This is a genomic window from Psychrobacter sp. H29 (assembly GCF_059073055.1).
In genome coordinates, this window is record NZ_JCACRY010000001.1 from 2,394,755 (window position 1) to 2,412,105 (window position 17,351).

Consider the following 17,351-nt stretch of genomic DNA (forward strand, 5'->3'; position numbering starts at 1 on the left):
GTATCGTCTTGTTCGAAAATCGCTTACTTACTCATAAATCACCAGCTCAATGGGCGTGGGGTTATAGCCGTTGCAGGGATTGTTGAGCTGAGGACAGTTCGATATCAGGACAATCATGTCCATTTGAGCGGTGATATCGACGTATTTACCAGGGGCTGAGATACCATCATCAAACGCCAAACTACCGTCAGGCGTAATAGGTACGTTCATAAAGAAATTGATGTTTGGTCCGACATGATGTAGGTTCAGATCATATTTTTGAGCAACTGAATGCGTTGCTAGAGTATGCATAAAGTTGTTACGGCAGCTATGCATGGGATAAGTATCATGAGCGTAACGCACGGTATTGCTCTCACATGAGCATGCACCGCCCAACGTATCATGACGACCACAAGTGTCATCTGTGATAGTGGCAATAACTTTCCCTCTATTAGTGAATAGCTGACTGCCCATCTCCAAAAACAGCTTTTGATTTTGTGCCAAGGTATCCGTGGCACTATAACGTTCAGCCGTATCAGCACAGCTGATAAACAAAGTATCGACTGCCTGATTACCTTCAGTATCTATAATGCGCAAGGTCTGGTTTTTCTTAACCTCGGCCATCCACCCCTCTCCTGCAGCACACGTTTCACGCAGCTTGATCTGCTTGAGATCCATTGACTCTAAAGTTGTTGTGGCTGGATTTTGCGTATATTCATCGTTATTTTTAATATCATTATTAATTGTCATGAGTCTGCTCTCTTAGTTATTATAAATAGTTACTATGAATGGTTATGGACGTAGGTATGGTGCTCACGAACCTATAGAGTCGTTTTACCAGTCAAAAATTAGAAATTGATAACCACTTACTTAATAAATGCCTTCGACTATCGAACACTGCCTGTCGTTAGGCGTTCGTATAGTCGCCAAAATAGCGTGCATTGTTTTCAAACCCACGTTGGTTTTGCGAGCAGGAGTCACGACAAATATCAAACTCTGCCTTCGACACGATAGGCGCTGCCTGCTGAATGGTTAGTTCAATATCAGCTGACTCATAGATATCTGATGGATCAAGTGGGTGCGGGGCGTTACAGATGAATACTAAGCAATTCATCTCAAACCGTAGGGCGATAGATTGGTTGGTATTGTCAGCTGTGATATAGGACAGCTGCCCTTGTAGATCGGGGGTGACTTTGGAGAATAAATTGACCGTTGCCGTAAGGTCGCGCTCATCTAGCGCAAACTTCGACATCTCTGTTAATAGTCCGTCAAGACCGTTTTGATAGCGCTCGTTACGAGCATCTTGGAAGGTTTTTTTGCCATATTGTGAGCTGATCATAGCAGCAGTGCTAGAGCCACAAATAGCATCGTTCCAGCCATGGTCATCGCTGATAATAGAGGCCAGTACTCGGCCCATATCGGAGTAGAGTACGTGACCTTCAGATAGGTATAAGGTGTGTTGTGCTTTTAGACTATCTGGCATGTTGAAGCGTTCAAGCTTCTCATCAGCATTAACCACATATAGGCTAGCATTGGCATTGGCTGCCAGTGATTTGAGCGTTAATACAGTGTTTTTGTTGATACGTCCACACCAATGGTGGCCACCTGGTAGAGGCGTGGTGAAACGATCTGAATATGAACTATCGGAAGTAGTGATTGAAACGGATGACATAAAAAACTCCACAGTTATGAGCTTAAGTGAGCAGTGTCACTTAGAGTCTCCCGGGCTTTTATCCCTCCGTGTAGTTCTTTCGAACCGCCATCTCTCGGACCAGTCATATAGTTTTAGAAAGCCTTCCTCTACTATATCGGAACCCTAGACGGCATTTTTTTAGCTCTTAGATTAATAGCATACGGTAGTTAACCGTGTACTATTAACTCTGCAAGCGGTATGCCAGCCATTATTCATCACTATCAATTTGGCTCTTATTTTTCGCACAACTTAAAATTAGCTCACTAAAAAATTCGCTATATTAGTCGTATTTCTCCAAGATAAATTTACTTCTAGGGACGCTTATAGCCTAATACATATAGGCTGAGTACATAATAGCAAGTTCGATACTCTCTTAAAAACAAGGCTCTGATATGATTGGCAGTAGCAGTTCATAAAAGATAGAAGTTAGTTACTAGGTAAATTAAAAAACGCACTATCATAGAACATCGTGCACCATAATGAGAAATATCGCTCTATTCTGAACCATGCTAAGTATGCATCGATACTTAGCTTTATCTGCGATAATTTGACTGTTAGAAAGTGAAAAATAGCAAAAAGCACTGACTCAATATGAACCAGTGCTTCGAATCCGTAACCAATATAGTGTGTACTCATGGACGTGAGTAATAAGCATGATAAAAAAGAGCGCTGGTCCATATAGAACCAACGCTCTTGTATCGTAATTGCTTATTCCCGATAGCTTATCTATGGATAAGCATCGTTAATAAAATATGCCTGTTTGATTAATGACCTGTTTAATTAGTAACGAGTTACCAAAGCAATAGGCTGATCTTCACCCATGATATCTTGTGGCATAAACACCGCTTCACCACCATTATGAATGACGTGCTCGATAATTTCACCAACTGCATCGTCAGTGACACCTTCTGCAGTGACATCGCTTGCAAGACTTAGGGTTTGAGCTTTTTCATCGATCTTGGCAGATTGTATATAACCACGGCGCACATAAAGAGTCTCGCCAGCACCTTGGAACGCGCTACGATATACTTCCTGCAAGTCAGTTTGCAACATATTGGCACCGCGAGCTTTATCGATTTCACCCAATGCTGCTTTATGCAATGATGTACGGTAATCTTCTACAGCATCTTGCACGCTATCAACAATATGCTGGGCACTACCATCTTCTAAATTAGTAGCGTTCGATACCGTGGCAATTATGTTGTCTGGACGATCACACACTTCTTTGTAGTAACCGATGTTTTTTGCGTCGCCAACAATCACGAGTGGCATTTTGTGCTCGCCCCACAGCTCTTGCACACTTTTATCAACTTGGTTGAAGTACTCTTTAAGATGGCTGCTTTCGTTATTTGATGAACGATCCGAGCTACCATCACCCGTTGTATACAGTCCGTTGTTCTCTACAGGGAACTGAATATTTTCCATATTGTTTTGCGCATCGTCATCTTTGTCAAACTCTCTGATGACACGGTCATTAGAAGCTTCGATTAAACGTGCTTTGTCACGGGTTAGAATTACTGTGTAATAATGGACAGCGCTTGCCATGTCACGTACCAAATCGCGCGTCGCGAAGCTATCTGAGATTACCACGCGTTCTGTTGTGTCAATTGGCATACGGATAACTTGTACATCATCAGTACTGGCAAATATAGCTAGGGTATCGAGGTTGTAATTATGATTTAAGTCGTTGGTCTTGGCATGAATGTTATCCAAGATAATTGTCGCTGTGCTCTTGTCATACTCTTTATTCAGACGATCTTCTACGACTTTTAACTGATTTTTGAGGGCAATAGGATCTTGTTCGTTAGCAGGATGTGCTCGGTGAGTCTTCACAAAAATACTCACTGCTGGGTTCGCTTTGGTTTCACGTAGACTTTTGAGAGTCGCTTTCATATAGTGCTCCTTGTTTTATTATCATTTACTTTCGATTTTATATATTTTCTTATTAGTACAGCGTTATGTTGTTTTGCTCTATGCCATACTTAGCAATGGTTTTATCAGTATAATCACAAACTATAGACTGGTCATAAAAAACTGCTAAAGCCATTTGCTTATCATTTGCCACTTTTCCATGTTGTACACACCTTACATGTGCATAATTTTTGAATTCCTTTGTCTTAATCCTAGCAGCTGCTCCTCACTCTCTGTAGGGTTAAAATGCAAGCAAATGATAGCGCTTTGTAAATAGAGCAATCTATATTGTTAAAGACAGACATCGTCTCAACCAACTGTCTTCTGAACTCTACTGACCATATCATGTACTCATACATTGAGCGCGCGCTCAGTTTGTGCACACTCAGGTTGTATTTTTATGAAACGAACCCATCTTTTATATAACTTATCTATAAATCGTAGACTATAAAAATAGCCGTGCATTACAGATTGAAACCGTAACGAGTGCGATCTGATACGACAGTTTGCTCTATAACAACCATTAATATTGGATACTTTTATGACTATTCCTTCTTCAGACTTGCGCCTTGTCGACTTTGCCAATGCCGCGCCGCACACACTACAGAACCAAGTCGTTGATGCTATCGATGAAGCCAATAATTTTCTAGATAACCTTTCGGCAGTGACGGACGCTACCAGCGTAAGTGCTGAACAGGCATTGGCAGACGTCATGCGTTTTGATCATATCAATCTGGCGCTAGATCGTAGCTGGGGTATCTTGTCACACCTCAATGGCGTGATGAGCAATGATGAGATTCGACATGTTCATCATGAGCTGCTACCAAAGCTATCTGCTTACGGTACGCGAGTGGGACAGCATCAGCCTTTGTTTAATCGCTATCAAGCTATCGTCAATGACACAGATTTCTTTGCTACGTTAGAGCCTGCTCGTGCACGTGCAATCGAACTGGCATTACGTAGCTTTGAGTTATCAGGCGTTGCGTTACCTCAAGCTGAGCAAGAAAAGTTTGCCGCTATCCAAAGTGAGTTATCGACCCTGTCTGCAACCTTTTCGGACAATATCTTGGATGCGACGCAAGCATTTGCCCTGCCTTTAGAAGATTCTCAGTTAAAGGGGTTAACAGAGAGTGGTTTGGCCCTACTGGCAGATGCAGGCGAGCAATACAAAGCGCGTGAGCTTGCTAGCGGTGCTCTTAGCCAAGCCGATATAGATGCACTTCCTACTCCTTACTATGTGGCCAGTTTGAATATTCCCGTATATCTAGCAATCATGACTCATGCGGACGATCGTAGCCTACGTGAGACGCTTTATCATGCTTATGTCACACGCGCCTCTGAGTTTGATACGCATACCAATGCAAAAGGCAACTCATTAAATAATGCTGACAATATGAGTCAAATACTCTCATTACGTGAGCAAAAGGCTAAGTTATTAAGCTTTACAAATTATGCTGAAGTATCCCTATCGACCAAGATGGCAGACAGTGTCTTAGAAGTTGAAACATTCTTACGTGACTTAGCAACGCAAGCAACCCCTGCTGCCAAAGCAGATTTGGCACAGCTACAAAAATACGCTAGTGATTATGGCATTGACGAGTTGCAACCGTGGGATAGCGCCTATATCGCTGAAAAGGTAAAACAAAGTGAGTTCAGCTTATCGCAAGAGGAAATTCGTCCATATTTCCCATTACCTAAAGTGATTAATGGCTTGTTCACTATCGTTGAGCGTCTATACGGTATTAAAGTACAAGAGCAAGGTCATAAAGATGCAGAAAGTGACTCAGTCTCTCGCTGGCATGACGATGTGAGTTTTTATCAATTATTCGATGCTGATGATCGCTTGCTTGGTGGCTTCTACTTTGACTTGTTTGTACGTAGTGGTAAGCGTGGCGGTGCATGGATGAGTGGTTTCCAATCTCGCTATAGCTATGAAGAACAAAACCATCAACAACTGCCCGTTTGCTTTATGGTTGGTAATTTCACGCCATCACTTGATGGCAAACCTAGTTTATTGACCCATGATGAAGTATTAACCTTATTCCACGAGTTTGGTCATGGTTTGCATCATTTATTAACCCAAGTCACGGTCGGTGATGTCGCTGGTGTCAATGGCGTTGAATGGGATGCCGTCGAGCTGCCTAGTCAGTTTATGGAAAACTGGGCGTGGGATGCTGAAGGCATTGCGCTTATCAGTAGCCATGTCGAGTCTGGTGAGCCATTGCCTAAAGATAAATTGGATGCGCTATTGGCGGTAAAAAACTTCCAAAGCGGTCTACAGACACTGCGTCAAATCGAGTTTGCATTGTTTGATTTACTGATTCACGCTCATACCCCAGCCCTTGATTACGATGGTATCTTAGCAACACTCAATGCAGTACGTAGCGATATCGCTATCATGCAGACGCCTGACTATAACCGTTTTGCTAATGGCTTCAGTCATATCTTCGCGGGTGGTTATGCGGCGGGTTATTACTCTTATAAATGGGCAGAGCTATTATCAGCGGATGCTTTTAGTAAGTTTGAGGAAGAGGGTATTTTTAACCCAGCAACTGGTAAAGCTTTTCGTGAGTCTGTCTTATCCGTTGGTGGTAGTTTCCCAGCCAAGACCAACTTTGAAAACTTCCGTGGTCGTAGTGCCAGTATTGATGCTCTACTACGTCACAATGGCTTTGTCGATACTAAAAACATCGACGCTACAAACGACCAGACGACGCGTGAGGTTATCTAAATGCGCTATCAGTCATCTAAACCCAAGCGTCGGTTTTTGGCAGGAGTACGTTGTCCAAAATGCCAAGAGATGGACGCGGTAGTACAAGTCAATATTGTCACGCCAGCGCCAGATGAGTACATTGAGTGTACCCAATGTGGACATTCGGAACATCGTCCTGATCCTGAGGCGATCAGTGCCAAAAACCATTTAGAGGATCAGCTTGCTCGTAATGCGATGTCTACAGGTACTAGTGGTACCGTAAAGTTCAAACCTTAATTGTTGAAAGCTGGTCGCTTAGTACTAACTACTCAGCAATTGTTTCAAACAACGAACCTATGTATTACTCACTCATTGTTTCATGGTCTATTAAGCCTATCTATCAATAGATAGGCTTTTTATTTTGAGTTTGCTATAGTATGTCTACTTATAGTCTTGATATAAATCGATCATAATATGAACCGTAAACAAATGCGTCCTTTATCTACCAAGTCTTCTAGAGCAACCTCTGCAAAAGCTGGCCGACGAGTTTGGATTACCCTTATTTTTGCGTTACTACTTGTCGCTGTGGCTTACTTTATTTGGGCAAAGCCTCAACCAGATCCTGTCTTACCTATTAGCAAATCACCAACAATGGCTGAGCAAACTGAGGCCGCTAAAGCCGCTTCAAATTCAAAAGACATGACCAATGACGAGCACGATATTATCATTGATGATAGCGAAGACATGAATGAAAGTGTCATTTTAGATGAGAGTGCAAGCACTGAACTACCCAGCCCCGCCGCTATCTTAAACGCGCCTATACCAAAGACTGACAGCCTAGCAAAAGAAGAGATTGATCGTTTAGAAGATGAGCGTAAGCGCTTAGCTGAACAAGAAAAGCTGGCTGCTGAGCAATTAGCCATGAGTAAAAAACTCACCGATATGAAAGCAGAAGAGATCGCCCTACTCGAACAGCAAATAGCACAGCTAGAAGCAGATGGCGCTGGTCAAACAGAGCCACAATAAAAACAGCATTTCTGATAAAGAGGCTTAGGATGGCGAACCTGCAACTTACGCATGCGTCTATATTGAATAGTAGAGCACAACTGCTCATATTACCTGTCAATAACGCTGGCGTTCTTTTGGACCCTGTCCTTGCACGAGCCAAAACCTTGTACCCTGATAACTATCATCGCTATCATCGTGCTTGCCGTGATGGTAGCTTAAACGTTGGCAGCTGCTTACTGCATAAGCGCATGCGTGAGCAAGCAGGTCTGGGTATCAGTAGTAATGGCAATCAGCCAAGCTATATCGCTAACCTTGTGGTATCGAATCACCCATACCATCCTGCGCGTACGCGTTGGTTCACCACTGCCTTGATTGATCTACAACAGCAGATGATGCCGCTCATACGTTATAAAGGCATACGCAGAGTTGCACTATTGGCACGTCCACTTATTTTTGATAATCCACGTGATACTGCAACTCACCAAAGTACTGAAACAAATTCTCTGCCTCTAGATTGGCAGACTGATACATTGCCATTACTGACTACCTATTTACAAGACCTACCAAAGCTACGTATCGATGTGCACGTCCCAAAAAGCATCAGCTTATAAACAGACTATTACTTATAAACTGATTATGAATTGCTCAGTTATCGTTTTTAAAGATAAAAAAAACCGCCTTGAAATACTCTTTATGAGTACTCAAGGCGGTTTTTTTGGGTCAAACTACATCAAATACTGAGCCTTAGTTTTGCTCAACACCTTTCATAGTAAGTTTGATACGACCACGGTTGTCAACGTCTTGTACGAGTACTTTAACGACTTGGCCTTCTTTTAGATAGTCTGATACATTTTCTACGCGCTCTTCTGCGATTTGTGAGATATGCACTAGACCATCGGTGTTTGGTAATACGTTGACAAATGCACCAAAGTCTACGATACGAGCAACCGTACCTTCATAAGTTTTACCAACTTCAACTTCAGCAGTTAATGCTTCGATTTTACCAATAGCGGCTTTGGTAGCTGCTTTGTTTTCACCAAAGATACGAATAGTACCGGCATCATCAATGTCGATAACTGCGCCAGTCTCTTCAGTCAACTGACGGATAGTTGCGCCGCCTTTACCGATAACATCACGAATCTTATCTGGATTGATTTCGATAACCGCGTAGTTCGGTGCATGAGCGTTGATTTCAGTACGGCTCTCAGGCAGTACTTGATTCATTGCGTCCAAGATGTGGATACGACCAGCATGTGCTTGCTTAAGCGCCTGCTCCATGATGTCAGGAGTGATACCTTCGATTTTGATATCCATCTGTAGCGCTGTGATACCGTCTTTAGAACCAGCTACTTTAAAGTCCATATCGCCTAGATGATCTTCATCACCCAAGATATCTGATAAGACAGCAAAACGCTCGCCTTCTTTAACCAGACCCATCGCGATACCAGCAACTGGTGCTTTTAGTGGTACGCCTGCGTCCATCAATGCCAAGCTTGCGCCGCAAACAGACGCCATAGAAGATGAACCATTAGATTCAGTAATCTCTGATACTACACGGATCACATATGGGAAGCGTTCGCTATCTGGTAGCATTGCTTGTACACCGCGACGTGCAAGGCGGCCATGACCGATTTCACGACGTTTTGGAATACCTTCACGGCCCGTTTCACCAACTGAGAAATGCGGGAAGTTATAATGCAGCATGAAATGGTCACGAATCGTGCCACCTAGTGAGTCAATCATGTTGACATCACGGCTGTTGCCAAGCGTAGTCGTAACCAATGCCTGTGTCTCACCGCGGGTGAACAGTGCTGAACCATGCGTGTATGGCAATACACCAACTTGTACGTCAAGCGCACGAACTGTTTCAGGGTCACGACCATCGATACGCGGTTTACCTGACAAGATATTGTCACGAACGGTACGATATTTGAGGTCGTTATAGATTTCTTTAAGCTCAGATACGGTATCAGCATAGCCTTCTGATTCGGCATCACCAGCAAGTGCATCAATAATTGATTGCTTAATTTCGTCAAGCTTGGTGTAACGTGCTTGCTTATCAGTAATGGTATAAGCGTCAGCCACTTGCTCGCCGAACTGCTCTTTCATGCTGCTGGTAAGTGCTTGGTCACGCTCAGGAGCAGAGTATTGCTGCTTAGCAGTACCGATTTCTTCCGCCATTGAAGCGATATTATCGATAACAATTTGCTGCTGCTGATGACCGTACAATACTGCACCTAACATCTGGTCTTCTGACAGCTCTGCCGCTTCAGACTCAACCATCAATACCGCAGACTTAGTACCAGCTACAACCAAATCTAGATCACTGGTCTCAAGCTGCTCAGACGTTGGGTTTAGAACGTATTCACCATTAATGAAACCAACACGAGCGGCAGCAACAGGACCATTGAATGGCGCATCAGAGATAGCCAATGCCGCTGAAGCACCAATTAGTGCAGCGATATCTGCAGACTGAGTTTTATCTGATGATACAACCGTCGCTGTGATTTGGATTTCGTTTACATAACCTTCTGGGAATAGCGGACGAATCGGACGGTCAATCAAGCGCGAGGTTAAAGTTTCAAATTCGCTTGCACGACCTTCACGTTTGCCATAAGCACCTGGAATTTTACCCGCTGCATACATTTTTTCTTGATAGTTTACGGTGAGCGGAAAAAAGTTTTGACCCTCTTTAGCTTCTGACTTTACGACTGCTGCAACTAATACTGTTACGCCGCCCATGTGTACTAAAATAGAGTTTGCTTGACGAGCCATACGGCCTGTCTCGATAACAACTTGCTGGTTACCGTACTGAAATTCACGCTTAATGGTGTTAAACATTGTCATATAATCTTCCTAATGTTGACCGACAAAAGTGATATCAGCAACCTAATAAGCTGATATCTGTCATTAAAATTCTATGTATATGGCTACTACTGATTGACACTCTTTTTCTAAAAACTCATCTCAATCACTGCCAATAACGTCAATTGGTTATCTCTTATATCTGTCTGTGCTAGACATCGTACTATCATATATATTCGGTCGTTCAATTTTGACTTTACTATAAATACTATCAAAAAGGCGTCAAGTCAAAAGACTTTAGTGCTAAAAATCATGTAGGCTACCTTTGCACTCACAGTTATCGGATATCACCTGTCAGGTATTTGCTCATCCAATCAACTTATAGGCTAAGAGACTACTACTTTTAGATAATCGCCATGTATGGAGTAGATATGTTGTAAAAGTCACAAAGCATTATTTTACAGTGATTTGGAGCCATTGACCAATTAATTGCAAAACACAGCGACTATCAATAGAAAAAATTCGATCGTATATACATTTCGTGCTGTTTTTACTAAAGCTGCTGTCTACACTGCGCGTCTTACCTAATGATTTACGAGATTATCTGAACCTGTCTTATAAAATGAATAAGCATAAAAAAACGGCGTGAAACTATTCCACGCCGTTTTATAAAAATCTATATTATCGATAACAACAAACAAGTCCCGAATGGTCTAACGAAAACTTCAAGATTGTGCCATATAATGGTGTCTTTAGTTTTGGTGGCCCCTCGTGATGTATTTGTCAGATTAACGACGTAGACCCAATTGGCTGATAAGAGTCGTGTAACGACCAAGATCTTTACCTTTTAGGTAATCAAGCAATTTGCGACGTGTGTTAACCATACGGATAAGACCGCGACGGCTATGGTGGTCAGCTTTATGTGCTTTGAAATGGTTCTGCAAATCGTTGATACGAGCACTCAACAAAGCTACTTGAACTTCTGGAGAACCAGTGTCATTTTCGCCACGTTGGTATTGAGCGATGATTTGTTCACGATCGGTATTAGTTAGCATAAATATCTCCGGCAATGCTAAGAGCTTTAGAACGGACTACAATTTAAGTCGGCTTTAAAGCAATAGAATAATAAATAAAATAACTTGTACGCCATTCAGGACAACCCTGCATTACTAGAGTTGACCTAGTGTACGACAAGCTCAGTTACAGATAACAATCATTTAATAAGCCTAAACTGCTGCATATTGACTTCTTACCTAGTTTTAGTGCTGGGCAAGATACAATGTACTGTCTAGAACCTGATTTAAATGTGAGGATGATTATAGCAAAAAACCACTGAACTAGCAGCAGTTTTTCATAATACTTGTAAGTCTAATCGTCTATCTAGCAAAGTTACCATTCATTTGCTACTTAACGTCGTTTTCCTTAGCGTTACCGCCCAACTCGTCATCTTCGAGTGGTGCCGTAGTTGCCTCAGCCAAACTATCAGGCGTCTTATCTTCTCTAGGATTGATATCTTCTGAGAGCTGTGCAATTTCTTTTTCTTGCTCGTCCATGTTATCTGCTGAATTACTCATATTAACTCCTAAATTGTTTTTAGACTTTGTGATTGCTAGTGTTTGTTTAATAACTAAATAAGTACCAAAAAAAATAGCGTCATTCAGTTAAGAATGACGCATTAGATGTATTACTTGTCTTCTTTAGCACTCTCTAGATTATCTGCAATGCGATCTGCTGCAGCTTCACTGTCTTCAGTATGATTGTTTTCAGTTTGGCTTTTAAGAGCCGCATTCGCTGAATCAGAACGCTGTTGCTCAAGTTTAGTGTCGTTTGGGTTAGAGTTTGACATAATGTTCCCCTAGTATAGTTGTAATTAATTAAAATGTATTCGTGGTTAAACTTCAACCAGATGAAAAGATTAAGACAGTGCTTTATGTATTGCATCAGCGAAGTTGTCAATATCGTCTGGATTACGTGAAGTAATCAAATTACCATCGATTTGTACTGTTTTGTCTACGTAATTGGCGCCTGCGTTTTCTAAATCGGTTTGCAATGATTGGTAAGAAGTAAGCGTTTTTCCTTTGGCAATGCCCGTATCAATAAGCGCCCAAGGAGCATGGCATATTGCTGCCAGTGGCTTACCTGCATCATTGATAGCGTTGATGATACGATGAGCTTCTTCGTTGCCACGTATCGTGTCTGCGTTCACTGTACCGCCTGGTAACACTAACGCATCGTAGTCTTCGACATTCGCTTCTCTCGCAAAGATATCAGCCGTAAAGGTATCGCCTTTATCTACGTCCTGCTGCATGGCTTGAACTTTTTTGTCTTTGTTGGTAGTGATAAGAAGCGTCTTGTAGCCTTTGCCTTTTAGCTTATTGTTAACTTCTTCGTACTCTGCTTGCTCAAAATTGTTATGTAGTAGAAAAGCAATCGTTTTCATAATATTCCTTACTATCTATAGTTATTTATTTTCTGTAATTATTTTGATTTTATGATCCAGCTAATTATTGCACTGTGTTATTGTTCGTTCTTATTGTCTATTGTTATAAAGTCTTTTGGTTCGTGTTTTTATAGTGATATTTATTTTAGTTATTATTTTCTATTGTTATGGTTTTTTCGTCTTATTTTTCTGCTCAGCTTTCCCTAGCTGGTGTATATAATGTACAAAAAAAACAGGTTTCACCATATGTGAAACCTGCAATAAAATGTGACGGTATGTGATTAGTGTAAACTATTAGTAAAGCGAATGAGTTCTGGCTACTGGTTTGTATACAAAGTGATGTCAGTGTCAGCGCTGGATAAGTTTTTTTGGTTGTAAGCGCCCATTAAGACTGACAGCTCCCAACCCAAGAAACTCTCCTTGTTCATTGAGTAGACGTATATCAACAGGTATTTCATGTGCTAGGAGCTGATAAGACTCGAGGTCAGCGTCGCCTTCTTTATCGATTTCTAGATCAGCGTCATTAGTGCTAATAGCATTAGCATTGGTTAGTTGATAAGAAACCTTATTAGAAATGTAGTCCCTGAGTCCTCCGTTTAGCTCATCAAATACATTCAAACGTTGTCCCATATGTACACGAGCACACTGCTCTTCTGTAAGCGTTAGCTCAGCGTCGATATCGATACAGGCATCGATAGGTAGTAACCAGAACTGACGTTCTTCTAAAAGACATTCTTCTAACGATGATAAGGCGATAGATTTATCGATATTAAACTTACCTACCTGTGTACGGCGCAGAGCAGTCAGATGCCCAAGCGTACCTAGACCCTTTGCAATATCTTCCGCGAGTACACGCACATACGTACCCTTGGTACACGTTACTGTTAAGCGGATTTGATGATCGTCAATCACATTCAGATCGATCGCTTTAATGGTAATATCTCTCGGTGGCCTATCAACCTCAATACCAGCACGGGCGTATTCGTAAAGTTTTTTGCCATCTTTTTTCAGTGCTGAATACATCGGTGGTATTTGCTGCTGCGCACCCAAAAACTGCTGTGCAATAGTCGCTAATAAGTCTTCGTCAAACTCTGGAATAGATGCTTGTGCAATGACTTGACCGTCTGCATCACCAGTATCCGTTTGGCTACCAAGTAGAATAGTCGCTTGGTAAGATTTATCGGCATCCAGTTGATAATGACTGAACTTGGTGGCTTCACCCAAGCAAATCGGCAGTAAGCCTGTTGCCATTGGATCAAGCGTACCTGTATGACCTGCTTTTTTACTGTCATGATTAGGTGATTTAAACAAATACTTCACTTTAGAGACGACTTGCTGTGAAGTCATGCCCTGAGGTTTGTCCACCAAAATAACACCCGACACTTTTATTTTGTCAGGCGTTTTATTCGCTTTTTTATCCACTTGCTTGGACGTTATAGACATAATTATAATTTACTCGTCATTCTCGTTTTGCTCAGTTTGAGTGACGGCTTTGCTGATTAAGTCCATCATGTAATTACCACGAGCCGTCACTTCGTCATAATGAAAACGTAGACGCGGGGTAGTACGTGTCTTGAGACTATGGCTCAGCTCAGTACGCAAAAATCCTGCTGCTTTGTTGAGCACTTTGATACTATCTTCATGGTTGGTCTTAGTCATGGCATCGTTGAGCTCAGGCTCCATGATGGTGACATAGACATCAGCATAGCCTAGATCTGGACTAACTTTGACACTAGAGATTGTGACAAAACCTGTTAGACGAGGGTCATTGACTTCATCACGAATAAGAACAGCAAGCTCACGCTGAATCTGATCGGACAAGCGTTGTAGACGTTGGTTCATGTTATTACCTTACTTTAATGATGCTTATTTTTATTAATAGACTTATCAATTAATTTAGTACAAATACTTGCCAAAAAAGGCCTAGCAGGGTGTACCTGTTAGGCCTATGTACCGCTAGATATCTACAGAGTATTCGGCATGCTTAGCGAATTACGCCTACTGTGTTATGCATACTCTGCTATCGAACAGTGGCTTTAGATAGTACGTGCGAACTCTTGGATTTCAAAGACTTCGATTTTGTCACCAGCTTCGACATCATAGCCACGAACCGCTAGACCACATTCTATACCAGTACGTACTTCATTGACGTCTTCTTTATAACGACGCAATGATTGCAATTGACCAGTAAAGATAACTTGGTCATCACGTAGTACACGGATAGGTTTGTTACGGTAGATTGTACCTTCAACGACCATACAACCAGCCGCCGCACCAAACTTACTAGAGCGGAATACTTCACGGACATCTGCTACACCAAGGATTTTCTCACGATGTTCAGGAGCAAGCATACCGCTCATTGCTGATTTTACATCGTCGATCAAACCATAGATTACGCTGTAGTAGCGAATATCCATATTAGCAGTATCTGCTTTGCGGCGTGCTGTCGCATCTGCACGAACGTTGAAGCCTAATAGTACCGCCTCGCTTGATTCTGCAAGCGTTACGTCAGATTCAGAAATCGGACCAACACCTGAGCTGATGACTCTGACTTTCACTTCTTCAGTAGACAACTCATTTAGGGCAGCTAATAATGCTTCAAGTGAACCACGTACATCTGTTTTTAGCACAATGTTCAAGAATGACACATCGCCTTGGCCCATCTGATCGAACATACTCTCTAAACGCATAGCATTCTGACGTTCGAGTTGACGCTCACGCTCACGATTGGTTCTGAAATCTGCAACTTCGCGGGCTTTCTTCTCATCCGTAACCACCAAGAACTCGCTACCAGCAGCAGGCGTCTCAGGTAGACCTAGGATTTCTACAGGAATAGAAGGACCAGCTGATTTGATACGCTGACCATGCTCGTCAGTTAGTGCACGAACCTTGCCATAGTGCTCACCAGCCAAGACCAAATCGCCTTGCTTCAATGTACCCTTTTTGACCAACACGCTAACAACAGGACCACGACCTTTTTCAAGTCTTGATTCGATAACAACGCCCTGCGCAGCACCGTCTAGAGGCGCTTCTAGTTCCATTAGCTCAGCTTGCAAGCTAATGAATTCTAATAAGTCCTCGATACCTTCGCCGGTTTTGGCTGAGATACGAGCCATTGGAGTATCGCCGCCCCATTCTTCTGAGATAACTTCTTTGGTAGTCAACTCGTTAAGAACACGGTCAGGATCAGCGCCTGGTTTATCCATTTTGTTAATAGCAACAATGATTGGCGTACCAGCAGCACGTGCATGATCAATAGCTTCTGCTGTTTGCGGCATCATACCATCATCAGCTGCAACAACAAGTACCACGATATCAGTCGCTTGAGCACCGCGTGAACGCATAGCACTAAAGGCGGCGTGACCCGGCGTATCTAGGAAAGTAATAACGCCGCGATCGGTGTTTACGTGGTAAGCACCAATGTGCTGAGTGATACCGCCCGCTTCACCATTCGCAACTTTCGTTTCACGAATTTTATCGAGCAATGAGGTTTTACCATGATCAACGTGACCCATGATAGTTACTACTGGTGGACGCGTTTGAATGTTACTACTGCGCTCATCAACAGCGTACTGTAGATCATCTTCAACTTTTGTATCGCTGACTGGCACGGGGTTATGACCCATCTCTTCAACAAGTAAACTTGCTGTAGCTTGGTCAATCGTGTCTGATTCACGAGCCATTTCACCCATTTTCATGAGCAATTTAGTAACTTCGCGAGCTTTAACTGCCATACGCTGCGCAAGATCAGCAACTGAAATCTGCTCACTAATCTCAACATCGTAGACGATCTTTTCAACTGGTTTTTCAAACTTGTGCTGTGACGCCTGAGTTGAACGCAAACCGTTTTTACGGTTCTTAATTTCACGCTCATCTTGATTTTTGCGACGACGGCCACGTGTGCCAGTACTGTTTGAACCTCGTTTGATTTCGCGACGCTCTTTTTCAAATGATTCTTCTAGGGCATCACCAACCAAACCTTCGGCCAATGGTTCATCTTTACGCACTTCAGTAACTGGCTCGCGATCTGTATATTTACCGGCCATTTTACGCATTTGCTCAAGCGTACGCTTTTGCGCTTCTTCAGCTTGAGTGCGGCGGGTTTCTAATTCGATTTCACGTAAACGCGCTTCTTCTTTCTCACGCGTTTCGCGAGCTTTACGCTCAGCAGCTGTTTCTACTTTAGGCTTGGTTGCAGCCACTTTTTTCTTCGGCTGCTCTTTCGGCTTAACTTCAGCAGTGGCTTTGCCACCTTTTTTTACAACAACTGATGTAGAAACATCATCGTTCTTGTCATCTGATTTTTTGCTAGAACCTAAACTTGCACGCATTGCAGCTAATGTGGCTGCTTGGCGTTCTTCAGCTTTTTTCTTAGTGGCTGCACGTTCTTCAGCCTCTTTAGCGGCGCGCTCTTGAGACTCAGCTAAAGCCTGTTCACGGGCTGCCAATTCTTCAGCCATTTTCTCTGGGTCAGGCTTCTCGAATACTTTCTTTTTACGTACTTCAACATTGACGCTCTTAGACTTACCTGAAGAGCCGGTCACACGCGCGGTACTGGTTGTCTTAGATTTAAGACTGATACGGCGCTTTTCTTGTTGACCATGACTTTGCTTTAAATACGTCACTAGCTTCTCTTGCTCAAGCTCGGTGACTAGGTCATCCTCTGCGCGAGCAGGTAGGCCAGCATCTACTAGTTGCTGCTGTACAGCATTTGTAGTTTTGCCTACCATTTCTGCCAGTTCTTTGACGGTCTTATCTGCCATTTATTATCACCTACTGTCTATTATTTGCTATATGTTCAATTCAGTTGTTGGCTACAAATG

General features: G+C 42.6%; 15 protein-coding genes and 1 riboswitch. Of the genes, 4 read left to right on the forward strand and 11 right to left on the reverse strand.

The genetic code is table 11. From position 1 onward, the window contains the following. Positions 1-27: 27 nt before the first annotated feature. The 3 genes from AC5JP1_RS09695 to AC5JP1_RS09705 all read right to left on the reverse strand — a co-directional run bounded on the left by AC5JP1_RS09695 (position 28) and on the right by AC5JP1_RS09705 (position 3,565). Entirely contained in the window at positions 28-657 is a 630-nt protein-coding gene (locus tag AC5JP1_RS09695; RefSeq protein WP_493844469.1) for an urea amidolyase associated protein UAAP2, read from the reverse strand. Between the two features lie 229 nt (positions 658-886). Beyond that, positions 887-1,651 carry an urea amidolyase associated protein UAAP1 gene (locus AC5JP1_RS09700; protein ID WP_493843969.1) on the reverse strand — a complete coding sequence of 255 codons (765 nt, stop codon included), beginning with the start codon at positions 1,649-1,651 and terminating at the stop codon, positions 887-889. A gap of 45 nt (positions 1,652-1,696) precedes the next feature. Next, positions 1,697-1,810: riboswitch (guanidine-I (ykkC/yxkD leader) on the reverse strand. A 642-nt stretch (positions 1,811-2,452) separates the two neighbouring features. Then, complete coding sequence (locus AC5JP1_RS09705; RefSeq protein WP_443525030.1) at positions 2,453-3,565, reverse strand: AOC03_06830 family ribosome hibernation factor; 1,113 nt, start codon at positions 3,563-3,565, stop codon at positions 2,453-2,455. Positions 3,566-4,124: 559 nt separating this feature from the next. Between AC5JP1_RS09705 and AC5JP1_RS09710 the strand changes: the two genes are divergently transcribed. From AC5JP1_RS09710 to AC5JP1_RS09725, 4 genes are all read left to right on the forward strand, one after another. Then, positions 4,125-6,314 carry a M3 family metallopeptidase gene (locus tag AC5JP1_RS09710; protein WP_493843970.1) on the forward strand — a complete coding sequence of 730 codons (2,190 nt, stop codon included), beginning with the start codon at positions 4,125-4,127 and terminating at the stop codon, positions 6,312-6,314. Next, positions 6,315-6,572 (forward strand): YheV family putative zinc ribbon protein, encoded by a 258-nt coding sequence (locus AC5JP1_RS09715; protein WP_493843971.1) that lies wholly within the window; start codon positions 6,315-6,317, stop codon positions 6,570-6,572. 177 nt (positions 6,573-6,749) lie between these two features. Continuing rightward, positions 6,750-7,301 (forward strand): hypothetical protein, encoded by a 552-nt coding sequence (locus AC5JP1_RS09720; RefSeq protein WP_493843972.1) that lies wholly within the window; start codon positions 6,750-6,752, stop codon positions 7,299-7,301. A 29-nt stretch (positions 7,302-7,330) separates the two neighbouring features. Continuing rightward, positions 7,331-7,894: a hypothetical protein gene (locus AC5JP1_RS09725; protein WP_493843973.1), complete on the forward strand. Its 564-nt coding sequence runs from the start codon at positions 7,331-7,333 to the stop codon at positions 7,892-7,894. A gap of 133 nt (positions 7,895-8,027) precedes the next feature. On the opposite strand, the gene pnp is transcribed toward AC5JP1_RS09725, so the two are convergent. The 8 genes from pnp to infB form a co-directional block, all read right to left on the reverse strand. Beyond that, positions 8,028-10,130 carry a polyribonucleotide nucleotidyltransferase gene (pnp, locus tag AC5JP1_RS09730; protein ID WP_493843974.1) on the reverse strand — a complete coding sequence of 701 codons (2,103 nt, stop codon included), beginning with the start codon at positions 10,128-10,130 and terminating at the stop codon, positions 8,028-8,030. A gap of 746 nt (positions 10,131-10,876) precedes the next feature. Then, positions 10,877-11,143, reverse strand: coding sequence for a 30S ribosomal protein S15 (rpsO, locus tag AC5JP1_RS09735; RefSeq protein ID WP_045443035.1), 267 nt, complete (start codon positions 11,141-11,143; stop codon positions 10,877-10,879). A gap of 348 nt (positions 11,144-11,491) precedes the next feature. Next, positions 11,492-11,662, reverse strand: coding sequence for a hypothetical protein (locus AC5JP1_RS09740; protein WP_319050741.1), 171 nt, complete (start codon positions 11,660-11,662; stop codon positions 11,492-11,494). Between the two features lie 110 nt (positions 11,663-11,772). After that, positions 11,773-11,934: a hypothetical protein gene (locus AC5JP1_RS09745; RefSeq protein WP_493843975.1), complete on the reverse strand. Its 162-nt coding sequence runs from the start codon at positions 11,932-11,934 to the stop codon at positions 11,773-11,775. Between the two features lie 69 nt (positions 11,935-12,003). Further along, on the reverse strand, positions 12,004-12,528 hold the full coding sequence (locus AC5JP1_RS09750; RefSeq protein ID WP_493843976.1) for a type 1 glutamine amidotransferase domain-containing protein: 525 nt from the start codon (positions 12,526-12,528) through the stop codon (positions 12,004-12,006). Between the two features lie 348 nt (positions 12,529-12,876). Then, positions 12,877-13,971: a tRNA pseudouridine(55) synthase TruB gene (gene truB, locus AC5JP1_RS09755; RefSeq protein ID WP_493843977.1), complete on the reverse strand. Its 1,095-nt coding sequence runs from the start codon at positions 13,969-13,971 to the stop codon at positions 12,877-12,879. A gap of 9 nt (positions 13,972-13,980) precedes the next feature. Continuing rightward, on the reverse strand, positions 13,981-14,370 hold the full coding sequence (locus tag AC5JP1_RS09760; RefSeq protein ID WP_319050745.1) for a ribosome-binding factor A: 390 nt from the start codon (positions 14,368-14,370) through the stop codon (positions 13,981-13,983). Positions 14,371-14,564: 194 nt separating this feature from the next. Continuing rightward, positions 14,565-17,291 carry a translation initiation factor IF-2 gene (infB, locus tag AC5JP1_RS09765; RefSeq protein WP_319050746.1) on the reverse strand — a complete coding sequence of 909 codons (2,727 nt, stop codon included), beginning with the start codon at positions 17,289-17,291 and terminating at the stop codon, positions 14,565-14,567. Positions 17,292-17,351: the final 60 nt, after the last annotated feature.